Below are 24,322 nucleotides of genomic sequence, written 5' to 3'. Positions count from 1 at the left end.
CACGATGAACCGCGGAGGGAGGCGGCTTGCCGGGCACGATCGCATGCGACCCGCCCGCAGCCGCAGGTCGCGTCGCGCGGCCGATCAGCTCGAGGCGGACTCCAGGCGGATCGCCTTGCGCACCGCCTCGCGGGCTCGACGGCGGTCGCCGGCGGCGTCGTAGACCAGACCCAGGCGATACCAGGACGCCCAGTCGTCCGGATGCTGTTCGACGGCGTCGCGGTACGAGCCGAACAGCGCGTCGGCGTCCTCACGCACGACCCTCCCGCTGGGGCGCAGCGACACGACCTCGGCGGGGAGCCCGCCCTCGGCCTCGAGGCGCCGGCCGAGCTGGTCGGCGCGAACGCCGAACCACAGTTCGCGCCCGAGACCCCACAGCGCCACGAGCGGCAGCACGACGAGCGCGGCGCCCATGAGCACGCCGACGGTGTCTCCCGAGATCAGCAGCAGCCACGCGCGCTGCCCCACGAGCGCGATGTACAGCACGAGGAGCACCGCCATGACGGCGACGCCGATGCGCGCGCTCATGCTCCGGTCGCGCGCGCGACCTGGCCCCCGCCGCCCTGCGGGCTGGTCTTCGGGCCGGCGTGGGTGTGGCGCGGGTGGACGCCGACGTCGATGAGGCTGTCGAGGCCGATCACGATGCCCGTCGCGTCGCGAGCCGCGTCGAGGGCGAGGCGGATGCCGGGCGCATACGCTTCGGCGGGCTCGACGGTGTCGTGCACGATCGTCAGGGCCTCCCCCGGTCCCGACAGGATCGTCTCCTGACGCGCGATCACGCCGGGTCGGCGGAGCGAGTGGATCGGCACGCTCGCCACCTGCTGCCCGCGCGCCCGCTGGTCGACGTGCGGCGCCGCCACCGGGCCGATGTCGCCGCGGGCCGCCGCGATGAGCTCGGCCGTGCGGACGGCGGTGCCGCTGGGCGAGTCGACCTTCGTGTCGCGGTGCGCCTCGACGATCTCGACCGACGGGAAGAGGACGGATGCCGCCGCAGCCAGCGCCGAGCCCACCACCGAGCCGAGCGAGAAGTTGGGGATGAACACCGCGCCGATCTCGGCCTCGGCGACGCGCGGCTTCACGAGCGCGATCCGCTCGGCCGACCAGCCGCTCGTGCCGACGAGGACGTTGATGCCACGGTCGATGGCCGCCTGCACGACGTCGCCCGACACCGCGGGGGTCGTGGCGTCGACCACGAGGCCGGCGCCGTCGAGCTCGTCCAGCGACGAGTCGGATCCGAGGACCGCGTGGACCTCGTAGTCCGGATGCGCCTCCACCACGTCGCGGATGACGCTCCCCAGCTTGCCGGTGCCGCCCACGATGGCCACGCGCGTTGTCATGGCCTCCATCCTATGCGCGGCATGGATCCGCGCCCGAGGACGTGACGCCTACGCTGGACACGTGGTCCAGCTGCGCGAATCCCCCGCCGACGCCCCCGATGCCCGGGCGCTGCTCACCGAGTACTTCCAGTCGCGCGAGCTCGGGTTCGCGCACCAGTCGATCGCATATACGACCACGTTCCCCGACACCGCCGCCTTCACTCCGCCCCGCGGCGTCTTCGTCATCGTCGACGACGACGAGGGCGCCCCGGTCGGATGCGGCGGCATCCGCAGCATCCCCGACGGCCCGCTGGGCCCGCGATACGAGGTCAAGCACCTCTTCCTGCGCCCTGAGACCCGCGGGCGCGGCTGGGGCGCACTGCTGATGGACGATCTCGAACGCCGTGCCCGTGCCTTCGGCGCGGCCGAGCTCGTGCTCGACACGCACCATTCCCTCGAGGCCGCGGCCGCCCTCTACAGCCGCTCCGGCTTCACCGCCATCGAGCCCTACAACGACAACCCCAACGCCACCCGCTGGTACGGCAAGCAGCTCCGCGCGGGCTGACGCGGCTCAGGCTTCGACGTCGCGGCCGCGGTTGCGGCGCCGCACGGGCTTCGGGGCGCGACCGCCCAGGAACGACGCCCCGGAGTCCACGACGATGGAGCCCTGGCGCAGCGCCTGGCGGCCGATGAGCATGCGGAAGCCCATCTCGTCGCGGTTGGTCAGGGTGACTTCGGCAGTGATGTCGTGGCCCAGCAGGCGGATCGTCATCAGCACGACATAGCGGCGCTGCGTGTGCCCGCTCGAACTCCGGATCGAGCGCCGATCGTGCACCGGCAGCTCCATGATCACCTCGTCGGCACCGGTGCGCTGCCACGGGTGCACGCCGAAGCGCACCCAGGCCTCGCCGTCGCGCTCGAACTCGCGCACACCGAACGCGTGGAGCGCCGACGAGCGGGCTCCGGTGTCGAGCTTGGCCTTGATCCAGTCGATGTCGGCCTGCGGCAGAGCAACCCACTCCCGCCACCCCGCGATGGTGTTTGAATGGACAGGTTGCCTCACTCCCCCATCATCGCAGGAACCATCCATGAAGCTGGCCATCCTCTCTCGTGCGCCCAAGGCGTACTCGACCCAACGACTCAGGGCCGCAGCGCTGCAGCGCGGCCACATCGTGAAGGTGCTCGACACCCTGCGATTCGGCATCGACCTGTCGGGGAATGAGCCCGATCTGCAGTACCGCGGCCGGCCGCTGAGCGATTACGACGCGATCCTCCCCCGCATCGGCAACTCGATCACCTACTTCGGCACCGCCGTCGTCCGCCAGTTCGAGCAGATGGACGTCTACACGCCGAACACGGCCAACGGCATCACCAATTCGCGTGACAAGCTGCGGGCGACGCAGATCCTGTCGCGGCACAGCATCGGGATGCCGGCGACGGCCTTCGTGCGCAACCGCGCCGACGTCCGCCCCGCCATCGAGCGCGTCGGCGGAGCGCCGGTCGTCATCAAGCTGCTCGAGGGCACGCAGGGCATCGGGGTCATCCTCGCCCCCGAGGTGAAGGTGGCCGAGGCCATCATCGAGACCCTGCAGTCGACGAAGCAGAACGTTCTGATCCAGCGTTTCGTCGAGGAGAGCCGCGGACGAGACATCCGCGCCCTGGTCGTCGGCGACCGCGTCGTCGCGGCCATGCGCCGCAGCGCCTCGGGCGACGAGTTCCGATCGAACGTGCACCGCGGCGGTACGGTCGAGCCCGTCGAGCTGACGCCGGAGTACGAGCAGGCGGCGGTGCGCTCGGCGCAGATCATGGGGCTCAAGGTCGCCGGCGTCGACATGCTCGTCGGCAACGACGGCCCCCTCGTGATGGAGGTCAACTCGTCCCCCGGGCTGGAGGGCATCGAGACGGCGACGCGCCTCGACGTCGCCGGCGCCATCATCGACCACATCGCGAACCAGGTCGCCTTCCCCGAGATCGACGTGCGTCAGCGGCTGAGCGTCTCGACCGGCTACGGCGTGGCGGAGCTGGTCGTCCACGGCGCCGCCGACCTGGTGGGAACGACGCTCGGCGACTCCGGGCTCGGCGAGCGCGACATCACGGTGCTCACACTGCACCGCGGCACGACGGTCATCCCCAACCCGCGCCGCAGCACCGTCCTCGAGGCCGAGGACCGTCTGCTGTGCTTCGGCAAGCTCGAGGAGATGCGCTCGATGATCCCCGAGCGCCGTCGGCGCCGCGCCAAGGTGCGCAAGCTGCCGAAGAAGCCGATCCCGTCGGCGGCAGCCGACGAGAACGACGCTCAGACGGGGTAGTCGTCCGGCAGGCCCGTGCGCAGTTCGGGCGGCAGGTGGGCCATGTCGTTGTGCGACACGAGCGTCCACGGCCGCCCCGGCTTCTGCGCGATCACCGACAGCCCGCAGTGCGCCTGATTGAGCGTCATCCATCGCCACTCGGGCGCCTGAAGCACCTCGCGGATGAACCACGCGATGACGAAGTTGTGCGTGATGACCAGGTCGTGCACGTCGCCCGCCCGGCGGACCAGGAACTCGCTCACGGCATCCGACATCTGCGCGCGCCCGGCGTCGATCTCGGCCTCGGTGACGCCCCCGAAGAACGGCTCGAACACGGCCGGGGTCTCGGGGGTCATGCCCGTCGGCACGCAGTCGAACAGCAGCGCGGACGGCTGCGGCGTGACCGACGGCATCCGCTCGGCGACGGCCGCTGCCGTCTGGCTCGCCCGCTCCAGGGGCGAGTGGCGGACGCTGTCGAAGGCCACCGACGACAGGCGGCCGGCCAGCAGCTGTGCCTGACGCCGGCCGCGGGCGGACAGGGGGCCATCCACCAGGCCGTGCTGGGCATCCTGATGCTCGCCATGCCGCACAAGGTAGATGTAGTGCGTCACGAACTCAGCTCACTTCTTCGGGGGAGAAACACGCGCGGGGGCGCGTCTCCACCCTACGCGACGGGACCCGCCCGCCCGGGGCGACATGTGGAGAAGCTACTCGGCGACGCGTGCGATGTCGGCGAGCTGAGCACGGCTGAGCCGCACACCGACGCCCTGCACGAGCTCCTCGACGTGCTCGGGTGCGAACGCGTTGATGATCGGCGCGGTCACGCTCTTCTGCGCGAGCAGCCACCCGACCGCGACGGCGGCGTCGGGGACCCCGAGCTGGGTGCCGATGGCGTCGAGCGCCCGCAGCGTCCGGCTGCCGCGGCGGTTGAGGTTCGCGGCGAGCTGGGCCGCGCGATACGACAGCGGTCCGCGGGCGCGCGAGCGGTAGCGACCCGCGAGGAAGCCGTGCTCGAGAGCGTGCGACGGCGTGACGGCGATGCCCTGCGCCTCGGCGACCAGACGCAGGTCCGCGTCGAATTCGTGGCGCCGCAGCACGTTGAACGGGACGTCGAGCACCGTCAGGCGCGGGAGCCCCGCCGAGACGAGGATGCGCGCCTCGACGAGCTGCGCGGCGGTGTAGCCGGTCGCGCCGACGGCGCGGACCTTGCCCGCCTCGACGAGCCATTCGGCCGTCGCGAGGGTGTCCTCCATCGCCGTGACGTCGTCGACGGTGGCGTCGAGGTACAGCACATCGATGCGGTCGGTGCCCAGCCGCGTGAGCGAGGCTTCGACGGCGCGCACGAGGTTGACCGGCCCGAGGCCGGGGTTGTCGGGGTGACCGCCGATGCGGTTCATCAGCACCGTCTCGTCGCGGGTCCCCCGCGAGCGCAGCCACTGCCCGATGATGTGCTCGCTGCGGCCGGCCGAGAAGCTGTCGGCGGTGTGCACGGCGTTGCCGCCCAGCTCGGCGTACGCGTCGAGGATCGCGTGGCTGGACTCGAGGTCGACGTTCCAGCCGAACTCCGCTCCCCCGAGGATGAGGGGGAAGATCTCGGCCCCGCCGTCACCCAGAGCGACCCGCAGAGCGCTGCCCAGCGGCGCGCCCTGGACGGGGATGGGCGCGGACGGATGCGTCGCGCGTGTGGACGGCGTCGCCGACTCCGGCGTCGCGTCTGCTCCGATCTCGATCGGTCCCATGATTCACCCCCCACGATCCGTCCTTGCGGTCGGTTCGCGTACCTTCGTACCCGCGCCCCCCGGCACGTACTAAGAGGTTAGGCCCCCGCTGGGCGCGGCCTGGCGATTGAGACGACGGTTCGGTGAAATCCCTGTAACGCTTTGGTCACGACACGCTCGATATGCGCGGAATCGTCCCCCGTTCGGGGGACATTCCGCGCGAACGACGGATGCCCGCCCCTCGCGTGTCGCGTGGGGCGGGCATCCTCCGTGTTTCGCCGATCAGGCCTCGGCGGGCGCCTCCGCGGAGGCGGCCTCGTCGAGCACCGGCTCCAGCGACAGCTTGCCGCGGTCGTCGACCTTGGTGATGCGGACCAGCAGCTTCTGGCCGACCGACACGACGTCGTCGACGTTCTCGACGCGCTTGCCGCCGGCGAGCTTGCGGACCTCGCTGACGTGCAGCAGGCCGTCCTTGCCGGGCAGGAGCGAGATGAACGCGCCGAACGTCGCGATCTTCACGACCGTGCCGAGGAACTGCTCGCCGACCTCCGGGTTGGTGGGGTTGGCGATCGCGTTGACCTGGGCGCGGGCGGCCTCGGCCGACGGGCCGTCGGTCGCGCCGATGTAGACGGTGCCGTCCTCCTCGATGGAGATGTCGGCGCCGGTCTCGTCCTGGATGCCGTTGATCGTCTTGCCCTTGGGGCCGATCAGCTCGCCGATCTTGTCGACGGGGATCTGCACGCTGATGACGCGCGGCGCCGTCGGCGCCATCTCGTCGGGCGTGTCGATCGCGGCGTTCAGCACGCCGAGGATCGTCAGGCGGGCCTCCTTGGCCTGCGTCAGCGCGGCGGTCAGCACCGACGACGGGATGCCGTCGAGCTTCGTGTCGAGCTGGATCGCGGTGACGAAGTCGCTCGTGCCGGCGACCTTGAAGTCCATGTCGCCGAGGGCGTCCTCGGCGCCGAGGATGTCGGTCAGCGCGGCGTAGCGCGTCTGGCCGTCGACCTCGTCCGAGACCAGGCCCATCGCGATGCCGGCGACGGGGGCGCGCAGCGGCACACCCGCGTTCAGCAGCGACAGAGTCGAGGCGCACACCGAGCCCATCGACGTCGAGCCGTTGGAGCCGAGTGCCTCGGAGACCTGACGGATCGCGTACGGGAACTCCTCGCGGCCCGGCAGCACCGGGACCAGCGCACGCTCCGCGAGGAAGCCGTGGCCGATCTCGCGACGCTTGGGGCTGCCCACGCGGCCGGTCTCACCGGTCGAGTAGGGCGGGAAGTTGTAGTGGTGCATGTAGCGCTTGCTCGTCGTGGGCGACAGCGAGTCGATCTGCTGCTCCATCTTGAGCATGTTCAGCGTCGTGACACCCATGATCTGGGTCTCGCCGCGCTGGAAGATCGCCGAGCCGTGGACGCGCGGGATGACCTGCACCTCGGCGTCGAGCGGACGGATGTCGGCGAGGCCGCGGCCGTCGATGCGGACGCCCTCGCTGAGGATGCGGCCGCGCACGATCTTCTTGGTGACCGACTTGTACGCGCCGCCGAACTCGCCCAGTGCCGACTCGGGCAGCTGACCCGCCTCGACGGCGGCGGCGAGCTCGCCCTTGACACGGTCCTTGATCGCGTCGTCGGCGTTCTGTCGCTCGACCTTGTCGGCGATCTGGTAGACGTTCACCAGCTCGCCGTAGGCACGCTCGGCGACGAAGTCGTAGGTCGCCGGCGAGTAGGGCGGGAACACCGGGTACACGCCCGGCTCCTTCGACGAGGTCGCCGCCATCTGGGCCTGGGCCTCGACGAGTTGCTTGAGGAACGGCTTGGCAGCCTCGAGACCCGAGGCCACGACCTCTTCGCTCGGCTTGGTGGCGCCGCCCTTGATGAGGTTCCAGCTGTGCTCGGTGGCCTCGGCCTCGACCATCATGATCGCGACGTCGCCGTCGGGCAGCACGCGGCCGGCGACCATCAGGTCGAACACGGCCTCCTCGAGCACCTTGGTGTTCGGGAACGCGACCCACTGGTCCTCGTGGTCGCCGTGACCGGGGACGAGCGCGAGTCGGACGCCCGCGATCGGACCCGAGAAGGGCAGACCCGAGATCTGCGTCGACGCGGATGCCGCGTTGATCGCGAGGGCGTCATAGAACTCGCCGGGCGCGATCGAGAGGACGGTGACGACGATCTGGACCTCGTTGCGCAGGCCGTCGACGAACGACGGGCGCAGCGGGCGGTCGATCAGACGGCACACCAGGATCGCGTCCGTCGAGGGGCGACCCTCGCGCCGGAAGAACGAGCCGGGGATCTTGCCGGCGGCGTACGAGCGCTCCTCGACGTCGACGGTCAGCGGGAAGAAGTCGAAGCCCTCACGAGGGTGCTTGCCGGCGCTGGTGGCCGACAGGAGCATGGTCTCCTCGTCGAGGTAGGCGGCGACGGCGCCCTGCGCCTGCTGCGCCAGACGACCCGTCTCGAAGCGGATCGTGCGGGTGCCGAATCGTCCGTTGTCGAGGACGGCTTCGGCGGCGGTGATTTCCGGACCTTCCAAGAGGTCCCTCCTTCTTTGTTTAGGCTCGCGGGGTCCGTGTGACCGCGCGAGCATGCGAAGGAGCAGGAACAGGCAGATCTCAGCGCGCGGCCGAGGGCCGCGTGTACCGCCATCGCTGGCCACCAGTAGAAGATCACCGCACGACCATGCCGGGCGCCCGGGAACCCACCACAGGGGACCAGCTTCCTGCCGGCCTGCTCCGTGAGCTCATGTTGAATTGAGCGGATGCCCGTGGGCAACCTCACCGATCCTATCAGCGGGGCCCTGATCAGCCCATATTCCGTGACACCCGAACACGGCCGCCCGTCTGGTCAAGCGGTCGGTCCCGTCCTATCGTGGCGACATGAGCACCGACGGAAAGGCCCCGGGCGCGGCATCCGAGGACGTCAAGCGCAAGTTCAAGGAAGCACTCGAGGCGAAGAACGCCCACCATCGCGAGGGCGAGGCCCACCTCGACGGCGATTCCGCCATCCACCACACGCACGCGGCGATGACCAAACGCGAGTTCCGGCGGAAGAGCGGCTGAGCGATGAGCGACTTCCGCGAGCGCAACCTCGACGACGAGCGGGAGGTGCCGCTGGACGACGACGTCGAACTCGAACTTCCTCCGCCGACCCTCGACGCCGGCGAGCGGGTCGAGGAGGACGAGGACGACCTCGAGAGCGAGGAGCGCGAGTCGGCGATCGAAGCCGGCGACCTCGACCCCTCCGAGTGACGACGCGCGCCGGGTTCAGCCGGTGCGGGTCTCGGTGCGAACCTCGCCGCGCCCGATCACGACGTACCCGTCGTGCTTGGCCGACAGTCCGTCGCCGGCCGTGCGGCCCCGCAGCCGCCGCCACACCCACGGCAGGGCGTCCCGCGTGAACCACCCGCTCGGGTTGGCCGGCTCGTCCTCCTCGGAGTGCAGGACCGCGTCGAGGTCGGCCAGCTCGACCGCATCCGGCACCCCCAGCGCCGCCGCGGCGCGATAGGCCAGGAACCGGTGTCCTCCGGACCGGAGGTGCACGCGATCGTCGGCCCACATCGCCGACTCGCGCATGGCCGGCTGCGGTTCGATGTCGACCAGGCGCGCTCCGGTCTGGTCCGCGATCCGGCGCAGGTGCACGTTGTACTCGCCGAAGCGACGGGCGAAGAGCTTCGCCGCACGCCGCGGCGGGAGGAAGGTCGTCACAAGCAAGACGTCCGCGCCGGCCTCACGCAGCCGCCGCACCGCGCCCTCGACGCGTGCCGCGAGTGCGGCCGGGTCCACCGCGGTGCCTACGAGGTCGTTCGCGCCGATGAGGATCGACACGAGGTCGGGGCGCAGCGCGAGCGCCGCCGGAACCTGCTGCTCGACCAGATCGGCGACCCTTCGGCTGCGCACCGCGAGATTGGCGTAGCGGAACGGCCCGTTCTGCCCGTGCGCGAGGAGCTGCGCGAGGCGATCGGCCCATCCGCGGTACTCGCCCGCGTTCATGCGCGACGAGTCGCACAGGCCTTCGGTGAGCGAGTCGCCGAGGGCGACGAAGCGCCGCCACGACTGGGGCGGCTCGACGTGCTCGGCAGGGTCCGGGCGCTGCGTGCCCCGCACGAGCAGGCTGTCGTCCATCGCGCGCAGCCGGATCGCCTGCCGGTAGTGCCCGGTGAGGCGATCGACGGTGCGCGCCCATGAGCGGTCCGTCATCGCGTCGCGCGCGGCGGCGCCGAACGCGATCCGCTTGGCCGGGTCGCCCACGAGATCCTCGACGCGGCGGCGCATGTCGTCGAGGTCGCCGGGGCGGTAGAGCCAGCCGTCGATGCTCGACCGGACGAGGTCCACCGGCCCGCCCACGCCGGTGGCGACGACCGGCACGCCGCTGGCGAGCGCCTCCTGGATCGTCTGTCCGAACGTCTCACTCTCGCCGGGGTGGACGAACACGTCGAACCCGGCCATCGCCTCGGCGAGCGCCGCGCCGGTGAGATGACCGAGGAAGGCCGCATCGGGGATCGACGCCTCGAGCCCGGCCCGGGACGGCCCGTCGCCGACGATGACGAGCCGGGTGCCGGGGATGCCGGCGAGCGCTGCGAGGTCGGCGACCTGCTTCTCGGGCGCGAGACGGCCGACGTAGCCGATGACCGTGCGCCCGTCCGCGATCTGCTCGCGCCAGGTCTCGCTGCGGCGCAGCGGCGAGAAGCGCTCGGCGTCCACGCCGCGCCCCCACAGCCGCAGACGGTCCACGCCGAGGTCCGAAAGCTGCCGCATGGAGGCGGCGCTGGGAGCGAGCGTGACGGTCGCGCGCCGGTGCAGGCGCGCGATGTGCGAGGACACCAGCGCCGTGGCGCGCGGCATCCCGTACTTCTCGGCGTACGCGATCACATCCGTCTGGTAGACCGCGACGGTGGGGATCCGCAGCGCGTCGGCGGCCGCGAGACCCTGCCACCCGAGCACGAACGGCGAGGCCAGGTGCACGACGTCGGGCGCGAACGAGCGCAGGATCTCGGTGAGGTGGGCGGCGCGGGCGAACACGACCCGCACCTCGGGATAGCTCGGCAGCGGGACCGAGCGCAGCAGCGCCGTCTGGGCGCCGTGCAGGTCGGCCTCGATGTCGCCGGCCTTGGGGGCGATGACGAGCGTCTCGTGGCCGGCATCGGCCAGGTGACGCAGGACGTGGAGCACCGACCCGGTCACGCCGTTCATGTGCGGGAGGAAGGATTCAGCAAGCACCGCGACTCTCACGACACCAGGTTGACGGCTCCCCGACACGCCGGATGACCGATCGCCGCGCCGTCGCCGAGTGTTCACCGGATGCACCCGGAACGGTCACCGGTCGGGTGCCGTTCCGTCGCCGTTCATCCACGCCTGGTACAAGAATCGCGTGATCGACGAGGCCCTGGCACAGCTCGCGAACGGGCCGTGGGCGCTTCCGCTGCTCTATGTCCTGGTGCTCGGCGACGCGTTCCTCGTCGTCGTGCCGGGAGAGGCGGCCGTGACCGCCTTCGGCGCCCTGGCCGTCACGATCGGGCACCCGCCGCTGGCGGCGGTGATCGCCGTCGCCGCCGCTGCGGCGTTCACCGGCGATGCCGCCTGCTATCTGATCGGACGCACCGTCGGGCTGCACCGCTGGCGCTGGATGCGCACACGACGCGTGCAGCGCGCGTTCGCGTGGGCGCGCACCCGCATGGATCAGCGGCTCGGCGCGGTGCTGTTCACGGCCCGCTTCATCCCGTTCGCCCGCCTCGCGGTGAACATCACCGCCGGGGCGACGCGTCTGCCGGCGCCGCGGCACCTCGCCGTCGCCGGACTCGCCGCGTGCGCGTGGGCGGTCTACCAGGCCCTGGTCGGAGCACTCGTGGCCCGCATCGTCCCGGGGGGACCGCTGGTGGCCGTCCTGGTGTCGATCGTCGTCGCGGTCGCGCTCGGACTGGTGCTGGACACCGTGCTGTCCCGCGCGACCCGCCCGCGCGCGTAGCCGCCGCGCCGTCGGGCGTCGAGGCGGAGGCCGTCAGGCGAGGGCGAGCGTGCGCAGCGCGGCATCCGCCAGAGCGGCGCCGTACGCCCGGCCGTGCCCGACCGCATGCACGGCGAGCGGATGCAGCTGGTGCACGGGAACCCGGTCGTCGCGGCCCGCCGGGAGCGGATGGACGTCCTGGTAGCCGGCGACGATCTCGTCCAGGAAGGGGCACCCGAACAGCGCGAGCATCGCCAGGTCGGTCTCGCCGTGGCCGCCGTGGGCCGCCGGATCGATCATCACGACGCCGCCGGGCGACCACAGCACGTTCCCGCTCCACAGGTCGCCGTGCAGGCGCGCCGGCGGGTCGGTGTCGTCGAAGACGCCGGATCCGACCAGCTCGCACGCGCGCTCGACGACCCGCGTGTCTGCCGCGCCCAGGTTCCCGGCGTCGCGCGCCCCGGGAAGGAACGCCGCCACGCGGTCGCGCGCGTAGAACACGCCCCACGCGTCGGTCGGCACGCACGCCTGAGCGAGCCGGCCGATGAAGTTCGGACCCGTCCACCCGTCGGCGGCCGCACCGAAGGCCGCCGCGCCGGCGTCGTGGGTCCTCGCCAGCGCCGCGCCGAACGCGCGCGCGGCGGCGGCATCCGGCCGGGCGGGGGCGACGCGGCGGATCGCGATCCGACCCGGTCCCACCTCGTCGACACGCGCCACCCGCGCTCCGCCGCGCGCCTCGGCATCCGCGAGCCACCGCAGGCCCGCCGCTTCGGCCTCGAAGAAGCCGGCGGGGGCTGCGGGGTTCGTCTTGACGACGGCGGTCACGCGCGGCCTACTCCCCCGCGAGACCGCCCAGGAGGTGACCGAAGGAGCGGCCCTCGCCGAGGTAGCTCTCGGGCGCGAACGGATCGGTCACCGCGGCGGCGTCGTGTCGCGCGATCGCTTCGGCCAGCTCCCGCGCACCGCGCTCGATGCGCGCGCTGAGCGGTGCGACCTCGTCGGCCGCCCCGCCCCAGTCGCTGGAGGCGGCGAACACCCCGGTCGACACCGGTTCGGCGTGGAGGTAGGTGAACAGCGGCCGGATGGCGTAGTCGATCGCGAGCGAGTGGCGGGCACTGCCCGCGTTGGCGCCGATGAGCACGGGCTTGCCGGTGAGGGCGTCGGGATCGATCACGTCGATGAAGGCCTTGAACAGACCCGAGTAGCTGGTCGAGAAGATGGGCGTCACCGCGATGATCGCATCGGCGGACACGACCGCGTTGATGACCGACTCCAGCGCCGGCGGCGCGAAGCCCGTCAGCAGATTGTTGGTGATGTCGTGCGCGTGGTCCCTCAGCTCGAACACGTCGACCTCGACGTCGATGCCCCGCTCGGTCAGCTCGGCGGCGGTGGCGGCCGCCAGGCGGTCGGCGAGCATCCGGGTCGACGAGGGGTTCGACAGGCCGGCCGAGACGACGGCGATGCGGCGGGCGGCGGTCATCGCGCACCCGCCTTGGTGGCGGCCGAGCCGAAGGCGGACCCGGCGGCCGGACGGGAGTCCTGGTACGGCGACCCGGCCGTCAGGTTGTCGCCGCGGTTCGCGCCGGGCACGGCCTGGCGCGCGGGCCCGTCGCCGTACGCGGCCGCGACGCGGTTCGCGTGCGTCGGGGCGTCGGGGACCTCGGCGGGGCGGTTCTTCGCGAGCTCCTTGCGCAGCACCGGGACGACCTCGCCGCCCAGGATGTCGAGCTGCTCGAGCACGGTCTTCAGGGGCAGCCCCGCGTGGTCGATGAGGAACAGCTGGCGCTGGTAGTCGCCGAAGTGGTCGCGCATGGCCGCGTACCGGTCGATGACCTGCTGGGGCGAGCCGACCGTCAGCGGCGTCATGTCACTGAAGTCCTCGAGGCTCGGGCCGTGGCCGTAGACGGGGGCGTTGTCGAAGTAGGGACGGAACTCGCGCACGGCGTCCTGCGAGTTGGCCCGCATGAACACCTGGCCGCCGAGGCCCACGATCGCCTGCTCGGGCGTGCCGTGGCCGTAGTGCGCGTAGCGCTGGCGGTACAGCGTGATGAGGCGCTGGTAGTGCTCCTTGGGCCAGAAGATGTTGTTCGCGAAGAAGCCGTCGCCGTAGTACGCGGCCTGCTCGGCGATCTCGGGGGTGCGGATCGAGCCGTGCCACACGAACGGCGCCACACCGTCGAGGGGCCGCGGCGTCGAGGTGAAGCCCTGCAGCGGTGTGCGGAACTTCCCCTCCCAGTCCACGACGTCCTCGTGCCACAGGCGGTGGAGCAGGTTGTAGCTCTCGATGGCGATCGGCAGCCCCTGGCGGATGTCCTTGCCGAACCACGGGTAGACCGGCCCGGTGTTGCCGCGGCCGATCATGAGGTCGGCGCGGCCGCCGGACACGTGCTGCAGCATGGCGTAGTCCTCGGCGATCTTCACCGGGTCGTTCGTCGTGATCAGCGTCGTCGCCGTCGAGAGCACGAGGCGCTCGGTCTGGGCGGCGATGTAGGCGAGGGTGGTCGTGGGCGATGACGACCAGAACGGCGGGTTGTGGTGCTCCCCGAGGGCGAAGACGTCGAGGCCGACCTCTTCGGCGTGCTTGGCGATGGCGAGGGTCGCCCGGATGCGCTCGGCTTCGCTGGGCGTGGTCCCGTTCGTCGGGTCCTGCGTGATGTCGCTGACCGTGAAGATGCCGAACTGCATCCCCGGCCAGCTGGTGCTGTCGTTCACGATCGATCTCCGCTCTCCGATCCACCCGACGGGCAGATCCATGCAAATGAATATACCTCGTCCAACGCGGTGAACCTGAGACTATTCCCGACGCGCCGACGGGCGCACGGCGGGAACGGCTCGAACCGCGCTCGGAGAGCCGGCCGCACCGATCGAGCGCAACGGCTGCGGGCTAGGCGAACAGACCCTCGCCGATGTACGAGCCGGCCGTCACGCCCGGCGGAACCGCCCACAGGCCCGACCCGACATGGCGCAGATACTCGTTCATCACGTCGGTCGACAGCGCGCGCTGCAGCTGGACGAACTGGCTCGGGCTGCGCTGGAACGACAGGAAGAACAGGCCAGCATCGAGGCGCCCGAGCGTGTTGTTGCCGTCGACGTAGTTGTACCCGCGCCGGAGGATCCGGTTGCCGCCGTTGAAGTCCGGGTGCGCGAGGCGCACGTGGCTGGTCTCGGGCATCGCGTCGCCGCTGAAGTCGGGCTCGGTGAACTCGTCCCCGCCCGATAGCGGAGCGCCGGTGCCCTTCGTGCGCCCGACGATCGTCTCCTGCTCGGCCAGCTGGACGCGATCCCACGTCTCGATCAGCATCGCGATCTTTCGCGCGACGAGATACGACCCGCCCGCCATCCACGCCGGCTCGTCCTGCGCGCCGACCCACACGTGCTCGTCGAGCGCCTCGGTGTCGTCCGCGAGGATGTTGGCGGTGCCGTCCTTGAACCCGAAGAGGTTGCGCGGCGTCTGCTGCACCTGCGTCGTGCGGGACGTCCGCCCGAAGCCCAGCTGCGACCACCGCAGACGTGCCCGCCCGAACGCGATGCGGGTGAGGTTGCGCACGGCGTGCACGGCGACCTGGGGGTCGTCGGCGCACGCCTGGATGCACAGGTCTCCGTCGGAGGCGCCGGGATCCAGATCGTCGCCGAGGAACGCGGGCAGCCGCTCGAGCTCGGCCGGGCGCCGCGCGGCGATGCCGAAGCGGTCGACGCCGTCCTTCTCGAACAGCGCCGGTCCGAAGCCGAACGTGATCGTCAGGCCGCTGGCGGCGAGGCCGAGCGCCTCGCCGGTGTCATCCGGCGGCGCCTGCGGCGACCCGCCGACCGCGCCGGTGGCGCTGACGTCGAGACCCTGCGTGATGCGCGCGGCGGCGTAGGACCAGTCCTGCAGCAGCGTGATCAGGTCGTCGCGGTCCGCGCCGGCCATCATGTCGAACGACGCGAAGTGCAGGTGATCCTGCACCGGCGTGGTGATCCCGGCCTGGTGGCTCCCATGGAAGTCGTAGGCGGATGCCGCGCCGCCGTCCTGCCCCGCGCGCACGGCGGCGGCCGCCGCGACGCCGGCGCCGGCGCCGACGGCGATGCCTGCGGCTCCGGCTCCCAGCGCGAGGCCGATCAGCCCGCGACGGGAGAGTCCTTCGTGCGGGGTCGGCGACTGGTCGACGGTCACGTCACTCCAGAATCGTGGCCGTCAGCTGCGAGAGCGGCTCGGCCAGCACGTTGATGAGGTCCGACAGCTCGCGCTTCTCGGCGTCGGTGAGCGTCGGGAACGACACGAAGCCCGTCTCGAGCGATCCGTGGGCGGCCAGGGCCTCCTCGAGCGCGGCGTAGCCGCCGTCGATGTCGTCGACGAGCGCGGCGCCGGCGTCCCCGGAGTCGGCCGCGATGTCGCGCACGAGCGAGAACGCCATCTTCGAGCCCTCGACGTTGGCGGCGAAGTCCCACAGGTCGGTTCCCGACCACCAGTCCTCTTCGCCGGTGATCTTGCCGGTCGCGACCTCGTCGAGCAGCGCGATCGCGCCGTTGGAGAGACCCGCGACGCCCTGCGACGCGAGGGCGTCGAGGAAGTCGTCCGAGTGGACGTAGGCGTAGAGCTCCGCGATGTCGGCGACGAGCAGGTCCGCGTAGAGGGCGCGCTCCTCGTCGGTCGACGGGGACCAGTCCTGCCACGCCGGCGTTTCGCCGTCGGAGTTGAGGGCGTCCTCGGCGGGGACCCACAGGTCCTTCTCGATGCGGTGGAAGCCGGTCCAGTCCAGGCCCTCGGCGACGGCGTCGACTTCGCGGTAGTCGATGCGCGGGTCGAGGTCGCCCAGCGCCTCGGCGACCGGCTCGATGCGCTCGTAGTACGCGCGCACCTGCGGGAACTGCTCGCGGGCGGTCTCGTCGTCGCCCGAGGCGTACGCCGCAGCGAACTCCTCGACGGCCGGCACGAGGCGGCTGACCTGGTCCTTGACGAACGCCGCGTATAGCGCGACGGCCTCGTCCTTGCGCTCGGAGTCCGTCTCGTCGACGGCGACGGCCTCGCCCGAAACCGTGAACGCGGCGCGGCCGACACCCTCGCCGATCATGCCGGGCTTGCACAGCGTGATGTACTCCCCCGGCTGCGCGACCATGCTGAGCGTGCGCGACGTCCCGGGGGCGATGTTCTCGACCTCGCCGACGATCCGCAGGCCGTCCGAGGCCAGCACGTAGAACTCGGTGATCTGGTCGCCCTCGTTCTGCACGTCGAAGGCGACCGTGCCGCTCGTGATCTCGGCGGTGGAGACCTCGCACGCGTCGGCGGTCGAGGTCACGGCGATGCCTTCGGCGGCGGCGAGGTCCGCCTTCGCGACGCAGCCGGCCAGCGCGAGGGCGGCGACGGCGGCGATCGAGAGGGCACCAAGGGTCCGGTGGGGGGTCATCGGGCTCCTTCTGTGGAAGCTGAGGAGACGAGCGCGTCTCGCATGTGGGGGGACGGGGGGACGGATGCCGGCGCGACAGCGGGCGCCGGGCGCGCGGCGCGCTCGGGTCCGCGCACGCCGCGCAGGTAGGAGGTGCCGACGATGGCGACGTACAGCACCCAGGCGATGACCTGGAGCCAGGTCATCTGGGGCATGAAGCCGACGATCGCCTGGAGGATGACCGCGATGGCGCTGCCGGGCGCGATGACCCCGCTGAGGTCGAACGCCCAGCCGAACGGGAAGCCCGCCCAGCCGACCGCGACGGCGCCGGTGACCGGGTCGACCGGAGCGCCGGCCGTGAAGGGGCCCGGAAGGACGGCGGCCTCCTGCAGGTCGTGGATCGCGTAGGCGAGGACGCCGGCGGCGACGATGACGAGGAAGGCCCCGGTCCACGTGAAGAAGACGCGCAGGTTCAGCCGCAGCGCGCCCTTCGCGATGAAGTAGCCCGCCGCGACCGAGACGGCGATGCCGAGCACGGCGCCGGTCAGCGCCGCCGGCGCATCGCCGAAGGACTCCACCATCGACCACAGCAGAAGCGCGGACTCCACACCCTCGCGCGCGACGGAGACGAAGCCGAGGACGACCAGCGCCCACATGCTCCCCTGCGCGAGTGCGCGGTCGATGCCGCCCTCGAGCGTCTTCTTCATGGTGCGCGCGGTGCGCTGCATCCAGAAGATCATCCACGTGACCATGCCGACCGCGACCAGCGACAGCGTGCCGCCGAGGATCTCCTGCGCCTGGAAGGTCAGGCTGTACGCGCCGAACGTCAGGACGGCGCCGATCGCGAGCGCGAGGCCGACGGCGAGGCCGACGCCCGCCCACAGGCGGGGCAGCACGTCGCGCCGGCCGAGGCGCGTGAGATACGCGACGAGGATGCCGACCACCAGCGCGGCCTCGAGGCCCTCGCGGAGTCCGATCAGGAACGTGGCGAGCACAGCTTCTCTCCTCGGTAGCGGTCATGGAGTCAGGTAAGGCTCACCTTACCGCCCACGAGAGTACCTCGATGATCGCGCTGCGTCTAATCCGCGCCCGCCGACCCGCCGGCGACGCGCGACACATGACGTCACACGCGACGGTCACACGAGGCAACACTCGCCGCATGCGGAGCCGGTCGGACCTAGCCTCGCTCCATGGCTGAGTCCACGCTCCCGATCCTCGACCTGTCCGACCTCGACCGCGGGCCGGACGCCGCCGCCGCGTTCCGCGAGGCGCTGCGCGCCGCGACCCACGAGGTGGGCTTCTTCTACCTGACCGGCACCGGCGTGCCGGCCGCACTCGAAGAGCGGATGCTGCGCGCGACGCGGGAGTTCTTCGCCCTTCCGGAGGCCGCCAAGCTCGAGATCGAGAACGTCACCAGCCCGCACTTCCGCGGCTACACGCGCGTGGGCGGCGAGCGCACGCAGGGCCGGGTCGACTGGCGCGAGCAGATCGACATCGGGCCGGAGCGCACAGCCGTCGACGATCCGGGCGCTCCCGACCATGCGCGGCTCATCGGGCCGAACCTGTGGCCGACGGCGCTGCCCGGTCTGCGCGCGGTCACGGAGGAGTGGGTCGATCACCTCTCCGGCGTCTCACGCCGGCTGCTGCGCGCGTGGGCACTCTCGCTCGGCGCCGACGAGGACTACTTCGACCGTCACTTCGGCGAGCCCCAGACCCTGCTCAAGGTGGTGCGGTATCCGGGTGTCGACGACCCGGAGCCCGCGCAGGGGGTCGGCGCCCACAAGGACTCCGGCGTGCTCACGCTGCTGTGGGTGGAGCCCGGCAAGGGCGGCCTGCAGGTCGAGCGGGACGGTGCGTGGGTGGATGCGCCGCCGGTGCCGGGGGCCTTCGTGGTGAACATCGGCGAGATGCTGGAGCACGCGACCGGGGGCTATCTCACGGCCACGAACCATCGCGTGGTCTCCCCCGCCTTCCCCGACGACCGGATCTCGATCCCGTTCTTCTTCAACCCGTCGCTGGACGCGCGCTTCCCCGTCATCGATCTCCCGCCGGAGCTCGCCGCGCAGGCCCGCGGCGTCACGCGCGATCCGGCGAACCCCATTCACGATCTGCACGGCGAGAACGCCCTGAAGTCGCGCCTGCGCGCACACCCCGACGTCGCCGAGCGCTGGCACGCAGATCTGCTGGCCGCGCGAGGCACCCCGGAGCACACCCAGGCATGACGAAGGCCGCCCCACACCGTGGGGCGGCCTTCGGAAGAAGTTCTGCGCGATTGAACGCTGGGTCGCGTGCCTTAGCGGCGGAGCCCCAGGCGCTCGATCAGCGAGCGGTAGCGCTCGATGTCGATGTCCTGGAGGTAGCCGAGCAGACGGCGGCGCTGACCGACGAGCAGGAACAGGCCACGACGCGAGTGGTGGTCGTGCTTGTGCTCCTTGAGGTGCTCGGTGAGGTCCTTGATGCGCTGCGTCAGCATCGCGACCTGCACCTCGGGGGATCCGGTGTCACCGGGGTGCGTCGCGTACTCTTCGATGATCGCCTTCTTGACGTCTGCATCCAGTGCCATAGGTGATCCCCTTTCTCGTCGTTGCGCGGTGCCCGACGCCTGATGCGTGAGCTCTCTTTATCCGCGGCCGATCTAACGGCAACCTGAAGAGTCTACCAGTCGGCGAAGCGCGGAGCGAATCCCCCGACACCCGGTCGACCGTAGCGCGACGGGCACGCATCGGCGGATTTCGGACGTCGCATCCCGCAGGCGTCGAGCCCGCCCCCGCCCGGGGCTAGAGTCCCCCACGTGACCACCGCCTCGACCCCTGCCACGGCGCAGACGCGAACGACGCCGAACGCGTCCGTCGCGATCCAGTTCGCGCTCGCCGGCCTCGTGTGGGGGTCCAGCTTCCTGTTCATCGCGGTCGCCCTCACCGGGATCTCGCCGACGCAGGTCGCGTGGTCGCGGCTGGCGCTCGGCGCGATCGCGCTCGGCCTCGTCGTGGCGCTGCGCCGCGAGCGCCTGCCGCGGTCGCCGCGGGTGTGGGGACACATGACGGTGCTCGCCGTCACGTTCTGCGTCGTGCCGTACCTGCTGTTCTCGTGGGCGCAGCAGCACGTCACCAGCGGACTCGCGAGCATCTACAACGCCACCACCCCGATCATGACCGCGATCATGGCGGGCCTCGTGCTGCGCGCCGAGAAGCTCAAGCCCGTGCAGATCGCCGGCATCGTCATCGGCATGCTCGGCGTCGCCGTGATCATCGCGCCGTGGCAGGGCCTCGACTTCTCGCAAAGCCTCGTCGCGCAGTTCGCGATCCTCGGGGCGACCGCCTGCTACGGCTTCAGCCTCGCGTACATGCGCCGGTTCGCGTCGAACACGGGGATGAGCGCGGCGATGTTCTCATTCCTGAACATCGGCATCGGCGCCGTCGTCATGACCCTGCTCGCGCCCGTCATCGCACTGCAGCCGGTGCGACTGGACCCGTGGGTCGTCGCCAGCGTCGTGCTGCTTGGGTTCTTCGGCACCGGCTTCGCCTACATCTGGAACCAGAACACGGTCCGCGCGTGGGGCCCCACGCGGGCGTCGACCGTGACGTACATCACGCCGGTCGTCGGCGTCGCGCTCGGAGCAGTGGTCCTGGGCGAGCAGCTCGGCTGGAACGAGCCGATGGGAGCACTCGTGGTGTTCCTCGGCATCCTGCTCGCCCAGAACCGGCTGCGGCTCCGGCGCCGCCGCGATCCGGCGGGGCGGGTGGGGGCGGCCGCCCCGCCGGACACGATCAGGACTGCTGAAGGGCGCCCTGCAGGTCGAGGCTGATGGTGACGTCCTTGCCGACGAGGACGCCGCCGGTCTCGAGCGCGGCGTTCCACGTGAGGCCGAAGTCCTCGCGGTCGATGACGGTCGTGGCCGTCGCGCCGGCCTTGTAGTTGCCCCACGGGTCGGTGCCGAAGCCGCCGAACTCGAGCGTGAAGGTCGCCGGCTTGGTGGTGCCGCGGATGGTCAGGTCGCCGTCCACGAGGAACTCGCCGCCCTCGTACCGGGTGCCGGTCGAGACGAAGGTCATCGAGGGGTGGTTCTCCACGTCGAAGAAGTCGCCCGAGCGCAGGTGCGTGTCGCGGCCCTCGTCCTTGGTGTCGATCGAGGCGACGTCCACGTGCGCCTCCACCGTCGCCTCGAGCGGGTTCTCGGGGGCGACGATCGTGGCGCTCTTGACGCCGAAGGTGCCGCGCACCTTCGAGATCATCATGTGGCGCACGCTGAACGTGACCTCGCTGTGCGACGGGTCGAGCACCCAGGTGCCCGCCTTGTAGCCGGGGACGTCGATCGTGGTGGTGTCGGTCATTGGTGTTCCTTCGTGTCGGGGGCCGCGGGGCGACCGGTCTGACAGGGGTGAACACCATTCACGTGAATCTATTCCCGAGCATGAAAAAAAGGATGCCGCCCCGTGGGACGGCATCCTTCTTCGTCGTGCGGCGGGTCAGCCCACGGCGACGAGGTCGATGACGAAGATGAGGGTCTTGCCGCCGAGGAAGTGCCCGCCGGCGGGACCGTACGCGAGGTGCGGCGGGATGACGAGTTCGCGGCGTCCGCCGACCTTCATGCCGGGGATGCCGTCCTGCCACCCCTGGATGAGGCCGCGCAGGGGGAACTGGATCGTCTCGCCGCGGTTCCACGAGGAGTCGAACTCCTCGCCGGAGTCGTACGCGACGCCGACGTAGTGGACGGTGACGGTGTCGCCGGCCTTGGCCTCGGCGCCGTCGCCGACGATGAGGTCGCGGACGACGAGCTCGGTGGGAGCCGGGCCCTGGGGTGCGTCGATCTCGGGCTTGCTGCGGTTGTCGCTCATGCCTCCATCCAAGCACGAGCGCCTCGGCCGTGCGTGGGCTGTTCGCTCTCGGCGGGCATCCGGAGCCCGTCCGGAACAAGACTCAGCGCCCGGTGCCGCGGCGATGCCTGCGTGACTCCCGAGCGCTGAGTTGACCTGGCATCATCATCCCCGCCGGGCGATCACGGTGTCAAGAGCCCCGCTCACGGTGCGAACAGCGCGGCGCGCGCCGCCGTCGCGCGGTCCAGCAACATCCGCTCGTCGTCGGCTGCGTGCGGGTCGCGACCGGTGAGCGCCCGCTGGCGCGCCGCCGCCAGCGCGGTCGCATCGGAGATGAACGACCGCATCAGCGGGCGCCGGTCGCCCCGCAGGGTGCCCGCCCAGTCCATCGCCGCCTTGCGTCCCCGCCCGGTGGCGAGCATGTCGACCTCCTGCGGCGTGAACCAGCCGGCGGCGGCGTAGTCCGACAGCCGCGCGCGGGTCAGACGCGCCTCCTCACGGCGGAGGAAGACGATGCCGAAGATGAAGAGCACGAACAGCGGCACCTGCAGCATCAGGTACAGGGCGAAGAAGTCGCCGAGGACGGCCGAGCCGTTCCACAGGGCGTGGAGCGCGATGGCGCCCGCGAGACCCACCGCCCACGGTCCCAGCGCGCCGCCGACCGACGCGCCACGGCGCACGGCGAGCCCGACGGCGAAGCCGGTGACGCTGGTGAACATGACGTGCGCGAACGGAGACAGGATGCCGCGCATGAAGAACGTGACCGAGACATCGGCGACACCGCCGTCGATCAGGCTGATGGCGAAGTACTGGATGTTCTCGGTGAAGGCGAAGCCGGCGCCGATGAGCGCGCCGTAGACGATGCCGTCGACGGGGCCGTCGAACGCTCGGCGCCCCACCGCCAGGATCACCAGCAGGCCAAGACCCTTGCCGACCTCCTCGACCACGGGGGCCTGGACGACCGCGGAGAGGACCTCGGCCGCCGTCGACGAGCTCTGCCCGAACATCACCGCGAGAAGCAGATCCACACCCAGTGCGATCCCGACGGCCGCGACGGCTCCCCACGCGACGGCCAGGATGAGAAGCCCGATCGGCTCGGGCTCCCACCTGTCCACGATGCGCACCGCGAGGAGGACGCCGGCGAGCGGAAGCAGCGCGAGCACCATGCCGATGATCGAAGCCGCCGGCCCGATCGCCGTCAGGAAGTACGCGATCAGGATGACCAGGACGACCAGCAGGATGCCGAACAGCCAGATCGGGGCCGAGCGGCCCCGTCGAGCCGCTCCCGCGGGCACGGGCGGACCCGCGGGGACCGGCGCCGCGGCGGCCGCGGGCGGGGCGATGCTCGCCGCGCGGGCGTGACTGGGCTGAGCCAGCGGCGACGGGAACTCCGGCGGCACGAGGGACGGGCGCGGCCTGCTCGACGGTTCGGGGAGCGTCATGCCGTCAGCCTAGGGCCGAGGCGGCACCGGGCGAACCTTCACATGAACGATCCGGCAGGGAACGCGCCGGTAGCGTGGACGGATGCGCTTCGCCCACATCTCCCCGCCCGGAAGCGACCGTCCCCACCTCGTGGCCGTCGACGGCGACGGCGCCGTCGCGATCGGCGGCCTGTTCGCGCATGCCCCGACCACGATCGAGGAGCTGATCGCCGGCGGCGACGACCTGCTGCAGCGCGTCCGCGAGGCGGTGGCGGCCGCGCCGGCGCGGGATCCGCTCGACGACGTGACCTACGCCTCTGCGGTGCTCGCGCCGCCGGTGATCCTCGCGGTGGGACTGAACTACGCGGCGCACTCGAGCGAGCTGGGGCTGAAGACCGACAACACCCCGACCGTGTTCGTGCTGTGGCCGAACTCGCTCACCGGTCACGACCAGACCACCACGTGGCCGCGGTCGCTCAGCGAATCGATCGACTACGAGGCCGAGCTCGGCGTCATCATCGGCAGGTCCGCGAAGGACGTCGCCGTCGAGGACGCCCTCGACCACGTCTGGGGCTACACCGTCGTCAACGACATCACCGCCCGCGACATCCAGTACTCCGAGGCGCAGTGGTCACGCTGCAAGTCCTTCGACGGCTTCACCCCCACCGGGCCGTTCGTCGTGACCGCCGACGAGGTGCCCGACCCGCAGGACCTGCACATCTGGACCGAGCTGGACGGGCATACGATGCAGGACGCCTCGACCGGCCAGATGGTGCGCACGGTCGCGACGCTCATCTCGCAGCTGTCGCAGTCGGCGACGCTGCTGCCCGGGACGCTCATCTCGACGGGCAGCCCCGGCGGTGCCGGGTACTCGCGCGATCCGCAGGTCTTCCTGCGCGACCGGTCGACCGTCACCGTCGGCATCGACGGCATCGGGGCGCTCACCACCCACTGCCGCATGACCGCCTGAGGCCGGAAACGGGCGAAGGCGCCCCGGAGGGCGCCTTCGCTGCGAGCGGATGCCGTCAGGGGCAGGTGATGGTGGTGCCGTCGCTCAGGATGTGCGTTCCCGAGCCGAGCTCGCCGCACACGCCGGTGAAGACGGCGGCGCCCAGCGACAGGAACACGATGGTCAGGATGATCCCCAGGACGATCGCCACGGAGCTGATGATGATGGCCGCGACCGCCCAGCCGTTCGAGGCGCCGGCCTTCTTGCTCTGCACCAGCGCGACGATGCCGAGGATCAGGGCGATGAGCGCGAAGAAGAACGACAGGACGAATGCGACGATGCCCATCGTCTTGCCGGGCACGGGAGCACCGGGCGCCGGGGCGCCGGGTGCGGGCGGCGGCGCCGACGCGTAGGCGGGCGGCGGGGCGGAGCTGTAGGCGGGCGGCGGAGTGGGCGCCGCTGCGGGCTGGTCTGCGGGGTTCTGCGGGTCGGTCATGGCGGCCTCTCGAAGTCG

At 71.4% G+C, this 24,322-nt stretch carries 26 protein-coding genes; 8 read left to right on the top strand and 18 right to left on the bottom strand.

The window, feature by feature from the left end; translation table 11 throughout:
* Positions 1-84 precede the first annotated feature (84 nt).
* Positions 85-528, bottom strand: coding sequence for a tetratricopeptide repeat protein (locus HD594_RS09090; RefSeq protein WP_184750667.1), 444 nt, complete (start codon positions 526-528; stop codon positions 85-87).
* The gene (locus tag HD594_RS09085) at positions 525-1,337 is read right to left on the bottom strand and encodes a 4-hydroxy-tetrahydrodipicolinate reductase (protein WP_184750666.1); all 813 of its coding nucleotides are present in this window, start codon (positions 1,335-1,337) and stop codon (positions 525-527) included. The genes HD594_RS09090 and HD594_RS09085 overlap by 4 nt, the downstream gene beginning before the upstream one ends.
* 61 nt (positions 1,338-1,398) lie before the next feature.
* Here HD594_RS09085 and HD594_RS09080 point away from each other — a divergent pair, with 61 nt between their 5' ends.
* Entirely contained in the window at positions 1,399-1,881 is a 483-nt protein-coding gene (locus HD594_RS09080; protein ID WP_271171208.1) for a GNAT family N-acetyltransferase, read from the top strand.
* Positions 1,882-1,887: 6 nt separating this feature from the next.
* Here HD594_RS09080 and HD594_RS09075 read toward each other — a convergent pair whose 3' ends face one another.
* Positions 1,888-2,406 carry an ATP-dependent zinc protease family protein gene (locus HD594_RS09075; protein WP_184750664.1) on the bottom strand — a complete coding sequence of 173 codons (519 nt, stop codon included), beginning with the start codon at positions 2,404-2,406 and terminating at the stop codon, positions 1,888-1,890.
* Here HD594_RS09075 and HD594_RS09070 point away from each other — a divergent pair.
* Complete coding sequence (locus HD594_RS09070) at positions 2,405-3,625, top strand: RimK family alpha-L-glutamate ligase (protein ID WP_184750663.1); 1,221 nt, start codon at positions 2,405-2,407, stop codon at positions 3,623-3,625. The genes HD594_RS09075 and HD594_RS09070 overlap by 2 nt on opposite strands.
* Here HD594_RS09070 and HD594_RS09065 read toward each other — a convergent pair.
* The 3 genes from HD594_RS09065 to HD594_RS09055 all read right to left on the bottom strand — a co-directional run bounded on the left by HD594_RS09065 (position 3,613) and on the right by HD594_RS09055 (position 7,854).
* The gene (locus tag HD594_RS09065) at positions 3,613-4,215 is read right to left on the bottom strand and encodes a histidine phosphatase family protein (RefSeq protein WP_184750662.1); all 603 of its coding nucleotides are present in this window, start codon (positions 4,213-4,215) and stop codon (positions 3,613-3,615) included. The two genes, HD594_RS09070 and HD594_RS09065, sit on opposite strands and share 13 nt — an antisense overlap.
* A gap of 96 nt (positions 4,216-4,311) precedes the next feature.
* Complete coding sequence (locus HD594_RS09060) at positions 4,312-5,343, bottom strand: aldo/keto reductase (protein ID WP_184750661.1); 1,032 nt, start codon at positions 5,341-5,343, stop codon at positions 4,312-4,314.
* 261 nt (positions 5,344-5,604) lie between these two features.
* Positions 5,605-7,854, bottom strand: a complete 2,250-nt coding sequence (locus HD594_RS09055; RefSeq protein ID WP_184750660.1) for a polyribonucleotide nucleotidyltransferase — start codon at positions 7,852-7,854, stop codon at positions 5,605-5,607.
* Between the two features lie 343 nt (positions 7,855-8,197).
* Between HD594_RS09055 and HD594_RS09050 the strand changes: the two genes are divergently transcribed.
* Entirely contained in the window at positions 8,198-8,380 is a 183-nt protein-coding gene (locus HD594_RS09050) for a DUF5302 domain-containing protein (RefSeq protein WP_184750659.1), read from the top strand.
* A gap of 3 nt (positions 8,381-8,383) precedes the next feature.
* Positions 8,384-8,569, top strand: coding sequence for a hypothetical protein (locus HD594_RS09045; RefSeq protein ID WP_184750658.1), 186 nt, complete (start codon positions 8,384-8,386; stop codon positions 8,567-8,569).
* 15 nt (positions 8,570-8,584) lie between these two features.
* Here HD594_RS09045 and HD594_RS09040 read toward each other — a convergent pair whose 3' ends face one another.
* Positions 8,585-10,537 (bottom strand): GDSL-type esterase/lipase family protein, encoded by a 1,953-nt coding sequence (locus HD594_RS09040; RefSeq protein WP_271171210.1) that lies wholly within the window; start codon positions 10,535-10,537, stop codon positions 8,585-8,587.
* Between the two features lie 151 nt (positions 10,538-10,688).
* Between HD594_RS09040 and HD594_RS09035 the strand changes: the two genes are divergently transcribed.
* Entirely contained in the window at positions 10,689-11,282 is a 594-nt protein-coding gene (locus tag HD594_RS09035) for a DedA family protein (RefSeq protein ID WP_184750656.1), read from the top strand.
* Between the two features lie 33 nt (positions 11,283-11,315).
* On the opposite strand, the gene HD594_RS09030 is transcribed toward HD594_RS09035, so the two are convergent.
* From HD594_RS09030 to efeU, 6 genes are all read right to left on the bottom strand, one after another.
* Positions 11,316-12,086, bottom strand: coding sequence for a fructosamine kinase family protein (locus tag HD594_RS09030; RefSeq protein ID WP_184750655.1), 771 nt, complete (start codon positions 12,084-12,086; stop codon positions 11,316-11,318).
* Positions 12,087-12,093: 7 nt separating this feature from the next.
* On the bottom strand, positions 12,094-12,741 hold the full coding sequence (locus HD594_RS09025) for an FMN reductase (protein WP_184750654.1): 648 nt from the start codon (positions 12,739-12,741) through the stop codon (positions 12,094-12,096).
* Positions 12,738-13,946, bottom strand: a complete 1,209-nt coding sequence (locus HD594_RS09020) for an LLM class flavin-dependent oxidoreductase (RefSeq protein WP_184752718.1) — start codon at positions 13,944-13,946, stop codon at positions 12,738-12,740. The genes HD594_RS09025 and HD594_RS09020 overlap by 4 nt, the downstream gene beginning before the upstream one ends.
* Positions 13,947-14,145: 199 nt before the next feature.
* Entirely contained in the window at positions 14,146-15,414 is a 1,269-nt protein-coding gene (gene efeB / locus HD594_RS09015) for an iron uptake transporter deferrochelatase/peroxidase subunit (protein ID WP_184750653.1), read from the bottom strand.
* A gap of 1 nt (position 15,415) precedes the next feature.
* The gene (gene efeO / locus HD594_RS09010) at positions 15,416-16,645 is read right to left on the bottom strand and encodes an iron uptake system protein EfeO (RefSeq protein WP_184750652.1); all 1,230 of its coding nucleotides are present in this window, start codon (positions 16,643-16,645) and stop codon (positions 15,416-15,418) included.
* Positions 16,642-17,619 (bottom strand): iron uptake transporter permease EfeU, encoded by a 978-nt coding sequence (efeU, locus tag HD594_RS09005; RefSeq protein WP_184750651.1) that lies wholly within the window; start codon positions 17,617-17,619, stop codon positions 16,642-16,644. Before efeU ends, efeO begins: the two co-directional genes overlap by 4 nt.
* A gap of 195 nt (positions 17,620-17,814) precedes the next feature.
* Between efeU and HD594_RS09000 the strand changes: the two genes are divergently transcribed.
* On the top strand, positions 17,815-18,846 hold the full coding sequence (locus HD594_RS09000) for an isopenicillin N synthase family dioxygenase (RefSeq protein WP_184750650.1): 1,032 nt from the start codon (positions 17,815-17,817) through the stop codon (positions 18,844-18,846).
* Positions 18,847-18,917: 71 nt separating this feature from the next.
* Here HD594_RS09000 and rpsO read toward each other — a convergent pair whose 3' ends face one another.
* The gene (rpsO, locus tag HD594_RS08995; protein ID WP_029145701.1) at positions 18,918-19,187 is read right to left on the bottom strand and encodes a 30S ribosomal protein S15; all 270 of its coding nucleotides are present in this window, start codon (positions 19,185-19,187) and stop codon (positions 18,918-18,920) included.
* A gap of 228 nt (positions 19,188-19,415) precedes the next feature.
* On the opposite strand from rpsO, the gene HD594_RS08990 reads away from it, so the two are divergent.
* On the top strand, positions 19,416-20,429 hold the full coding sequence (locus HD594_RS08990) for a DMT family transporter (RefSeq protein WP_184750649.1): 1,014 nt from the start codon (positions 19,416-19,418) through the stop codon (positions 20,427-20,429).
* Here HD594_RS08990 and HD594_RS08985 read toward each other — a convergent pair.
* The 3 genes from HD594_RS08985 to HD594_RS08975 all read right to left on the bottom strand — a co-directional run bounded on the left by HD594_RS08985 (position 20,392) and on the right by HD594_RS08975 (position 22,880).
* Positions 20,392-20,955: a YceI family protein gene (locus tag HD594_RS08985; protein ID WP_184750648.1), complete on the bottom strand. Its 564-nt coding sequence runs from the start codon at positions 20,953-20,955 to the stop codon at positions 20,392-20,394. The two genes, HD594_RS08990 and HD594_RS08985, sit on opposite strands and share 38 nt — an antisense overlap.
* A 135-nt stretch (positions 20,956-21,090) precedes the next feature.
* Complete coding sequence (locus HD594_RS08980; RefSeq protein WP_184750647.1) at positions 21,091-21,459, bottom strand: FKBP-type peptidyl-prolyl cis-trans isomerase; 369 nt, start codon at positions 21,457-21,459, stop codon at positions 21,091-21,093.
* A gap of 182 nt (positions 21,460-21,641) precedes the next feature.
* Positions 21,642-22,880 (bottom strand): PrsW family intramembrane metalloprotease, encoded by a 1,239-nt coding sequence (locus HD594_RS08975; RefSeq protein ID WP_184750646.1) that lies wholly within the window; start codon positions 22,878-22,880, stop codon positions 21,642-21,644.
* Between the two features lie 82 nt (positions 22,881-22,962).
* On the opposite strand from HD594_RS08975, the gene HD594_RS08970 reads away from it, so the two are divergent.
* Positions 22,963-23,829: a fumarylacetoacetate hydrolase family protein gene (locus tag HD594_RS08970; RefSeq protein WP_184750645.1), complete on the top strand. Its 867-nt coding sequence runs from the start codon at positions 22,963-22,965 to the stop codon at positions 23,827-23,829.
* 55 nt (positions 23,830-23,884) lie between these two features.
* Here HD594_RS08970 and HD594_RS08965 read toward each other — a convergent pair whose 3' ends face one another.
* Positions 23,885-24,304: a DUF4190 domain-containing protein gene (locus HD594_RS08965; protein ID WP_184750644.1), complete on the bottom strand. Its 420-nt coding sequence runs from the start codon at positions 24,302-24,304 to the stop codon at positions 23,885-23,887.
* Between the last annotated feature and the right edge of the window lie 18 nt (positions 24,305-24,322).

Origin of the sequence: Microbacterium thalassium (assembly GCF_014208045.1) — a bacterium.
Lineage (GTDB): Bacteria > Actinomycetota > Actinomycetes > Actinomycetales > Microbacteriaceae > Microbacterium > Microbacterium thalassium.
This window is presented reverse-complemented; position numbering and strand designations above follow the sequence as displayed.

Coding starts and splice junctions, on each gene's coding strand:
- HD594_RS09090 (WP_184750667.1), bottom strand. CDS start 528: ATGAGCGCGCGCATCGGCGTCGCCGTCATGGCGGTGCTCCTCGTGCTG.
- HD594_RS09085 (WP_184750666.1), bottom strand. CDS start 1,337: ATGACAACGCGCGTGGCCATCGTGGGCGGCACCGGCAAGCTGGGGAGC.
- HD594_RS09070 (WP_184750663.1), top strand. CDS start 2,405: ATGAAGCTGGCCATCCTCTCTCGTGCGCCCAAGGCGTACTCGACCCAA.
- HD594_RS09075 (WP_184750664.1), bottom strand. CDS start 2,406: ATGGATGGTTCCTGCGATGATGGGGGAGTGAGGCAACCTGTCCATTCA.
- HD594_RS09060 (WP_184750661.1), bottom strand. CDS start 5,343: ATGGGACCGATCGAGATCGGAGCAGACGCGACGCCGGAGTCGGCGACG.
- HD594_RS09050 (WP_184750659.1), top strand. CDS start 8,198: ATGAGCACCGACGGAAAGGCCCCGGGCGCGGCATCCGAGGACGTCAAG.
- HD594_RS09045 (WP_184750658.1), top strand. CDS start 8,384: ATGAGCGACTTCCGCGAGCGCAACCTCGACGACGAGCGGGAGGTGCCG.
- HD594_RS09025 (WP_184750654.1), bottom strand. CDS start 12,741: ATGACCGCCGCCCGCCGCATCGCCGTCGTCTCGGCCGGCCTGTCGAAC.
- HD594_RS09020 (WP_184752718.1), bottom strand. CDS start 13,946: ATGCAGTTCGGCATCTTCACGGTCAGCGACATCACGCAGGACCCGACG.
- efeO (WP_184750652.1), bottom strand. CDS start 16,645: ATGACCCCCCACCGGACCCTTGGTGCCCTCTCGATCGCCGCCGTCGCC.
- HD594_RS09000 (WP_184750650.1), top strand. CDS start 17,815: ATGGCTGAGTCCACGCTCCCGATCCTCGACCTGTCCGACCTCGACCGC.
- rpsO (WP_029145701.1), bottom strand. CDS start 19,187: ATGGCACTGGATGCAGACGTCAAGAAGGCGATCATCGAAGAGTACGCG.
- HD594_RS08985 (WP_184750648.1), bottom strand. CDS start 20,955: ATGACCGACACCACCACGATCGACGTCCCCGGCTACAAGGCGGGCACC.
- HD594_RS08980 (WP_184750647.1), bottom strand. CDS start 21,459: ATGAGCGACAACCGCAGCAAGCCCGAGATCGACGCACCCCAGGGCCCG.
- HD594_RS08975 (WP_184750646.1), bottom strand. CDS start 22,880: ATGACGCTCCCCGAACCGTCGAGCAGGCCGCGCCCGTCCCTCGTGCCG.
- HD594_RS08970 (WP_184750645.1), top strand. CDS start 22,963: ATGCGCTTCGCCCACATCTCCCCGCCCGGAAGCGACCGTCCCCACCTC.
- HD594_RS08965 (WP_184750644.1), bottom strand. CDS start 24,304: ATGACCGACCCGCAGAACCCCGCAGACCAGCCCGCAGCGGCGCCCACT.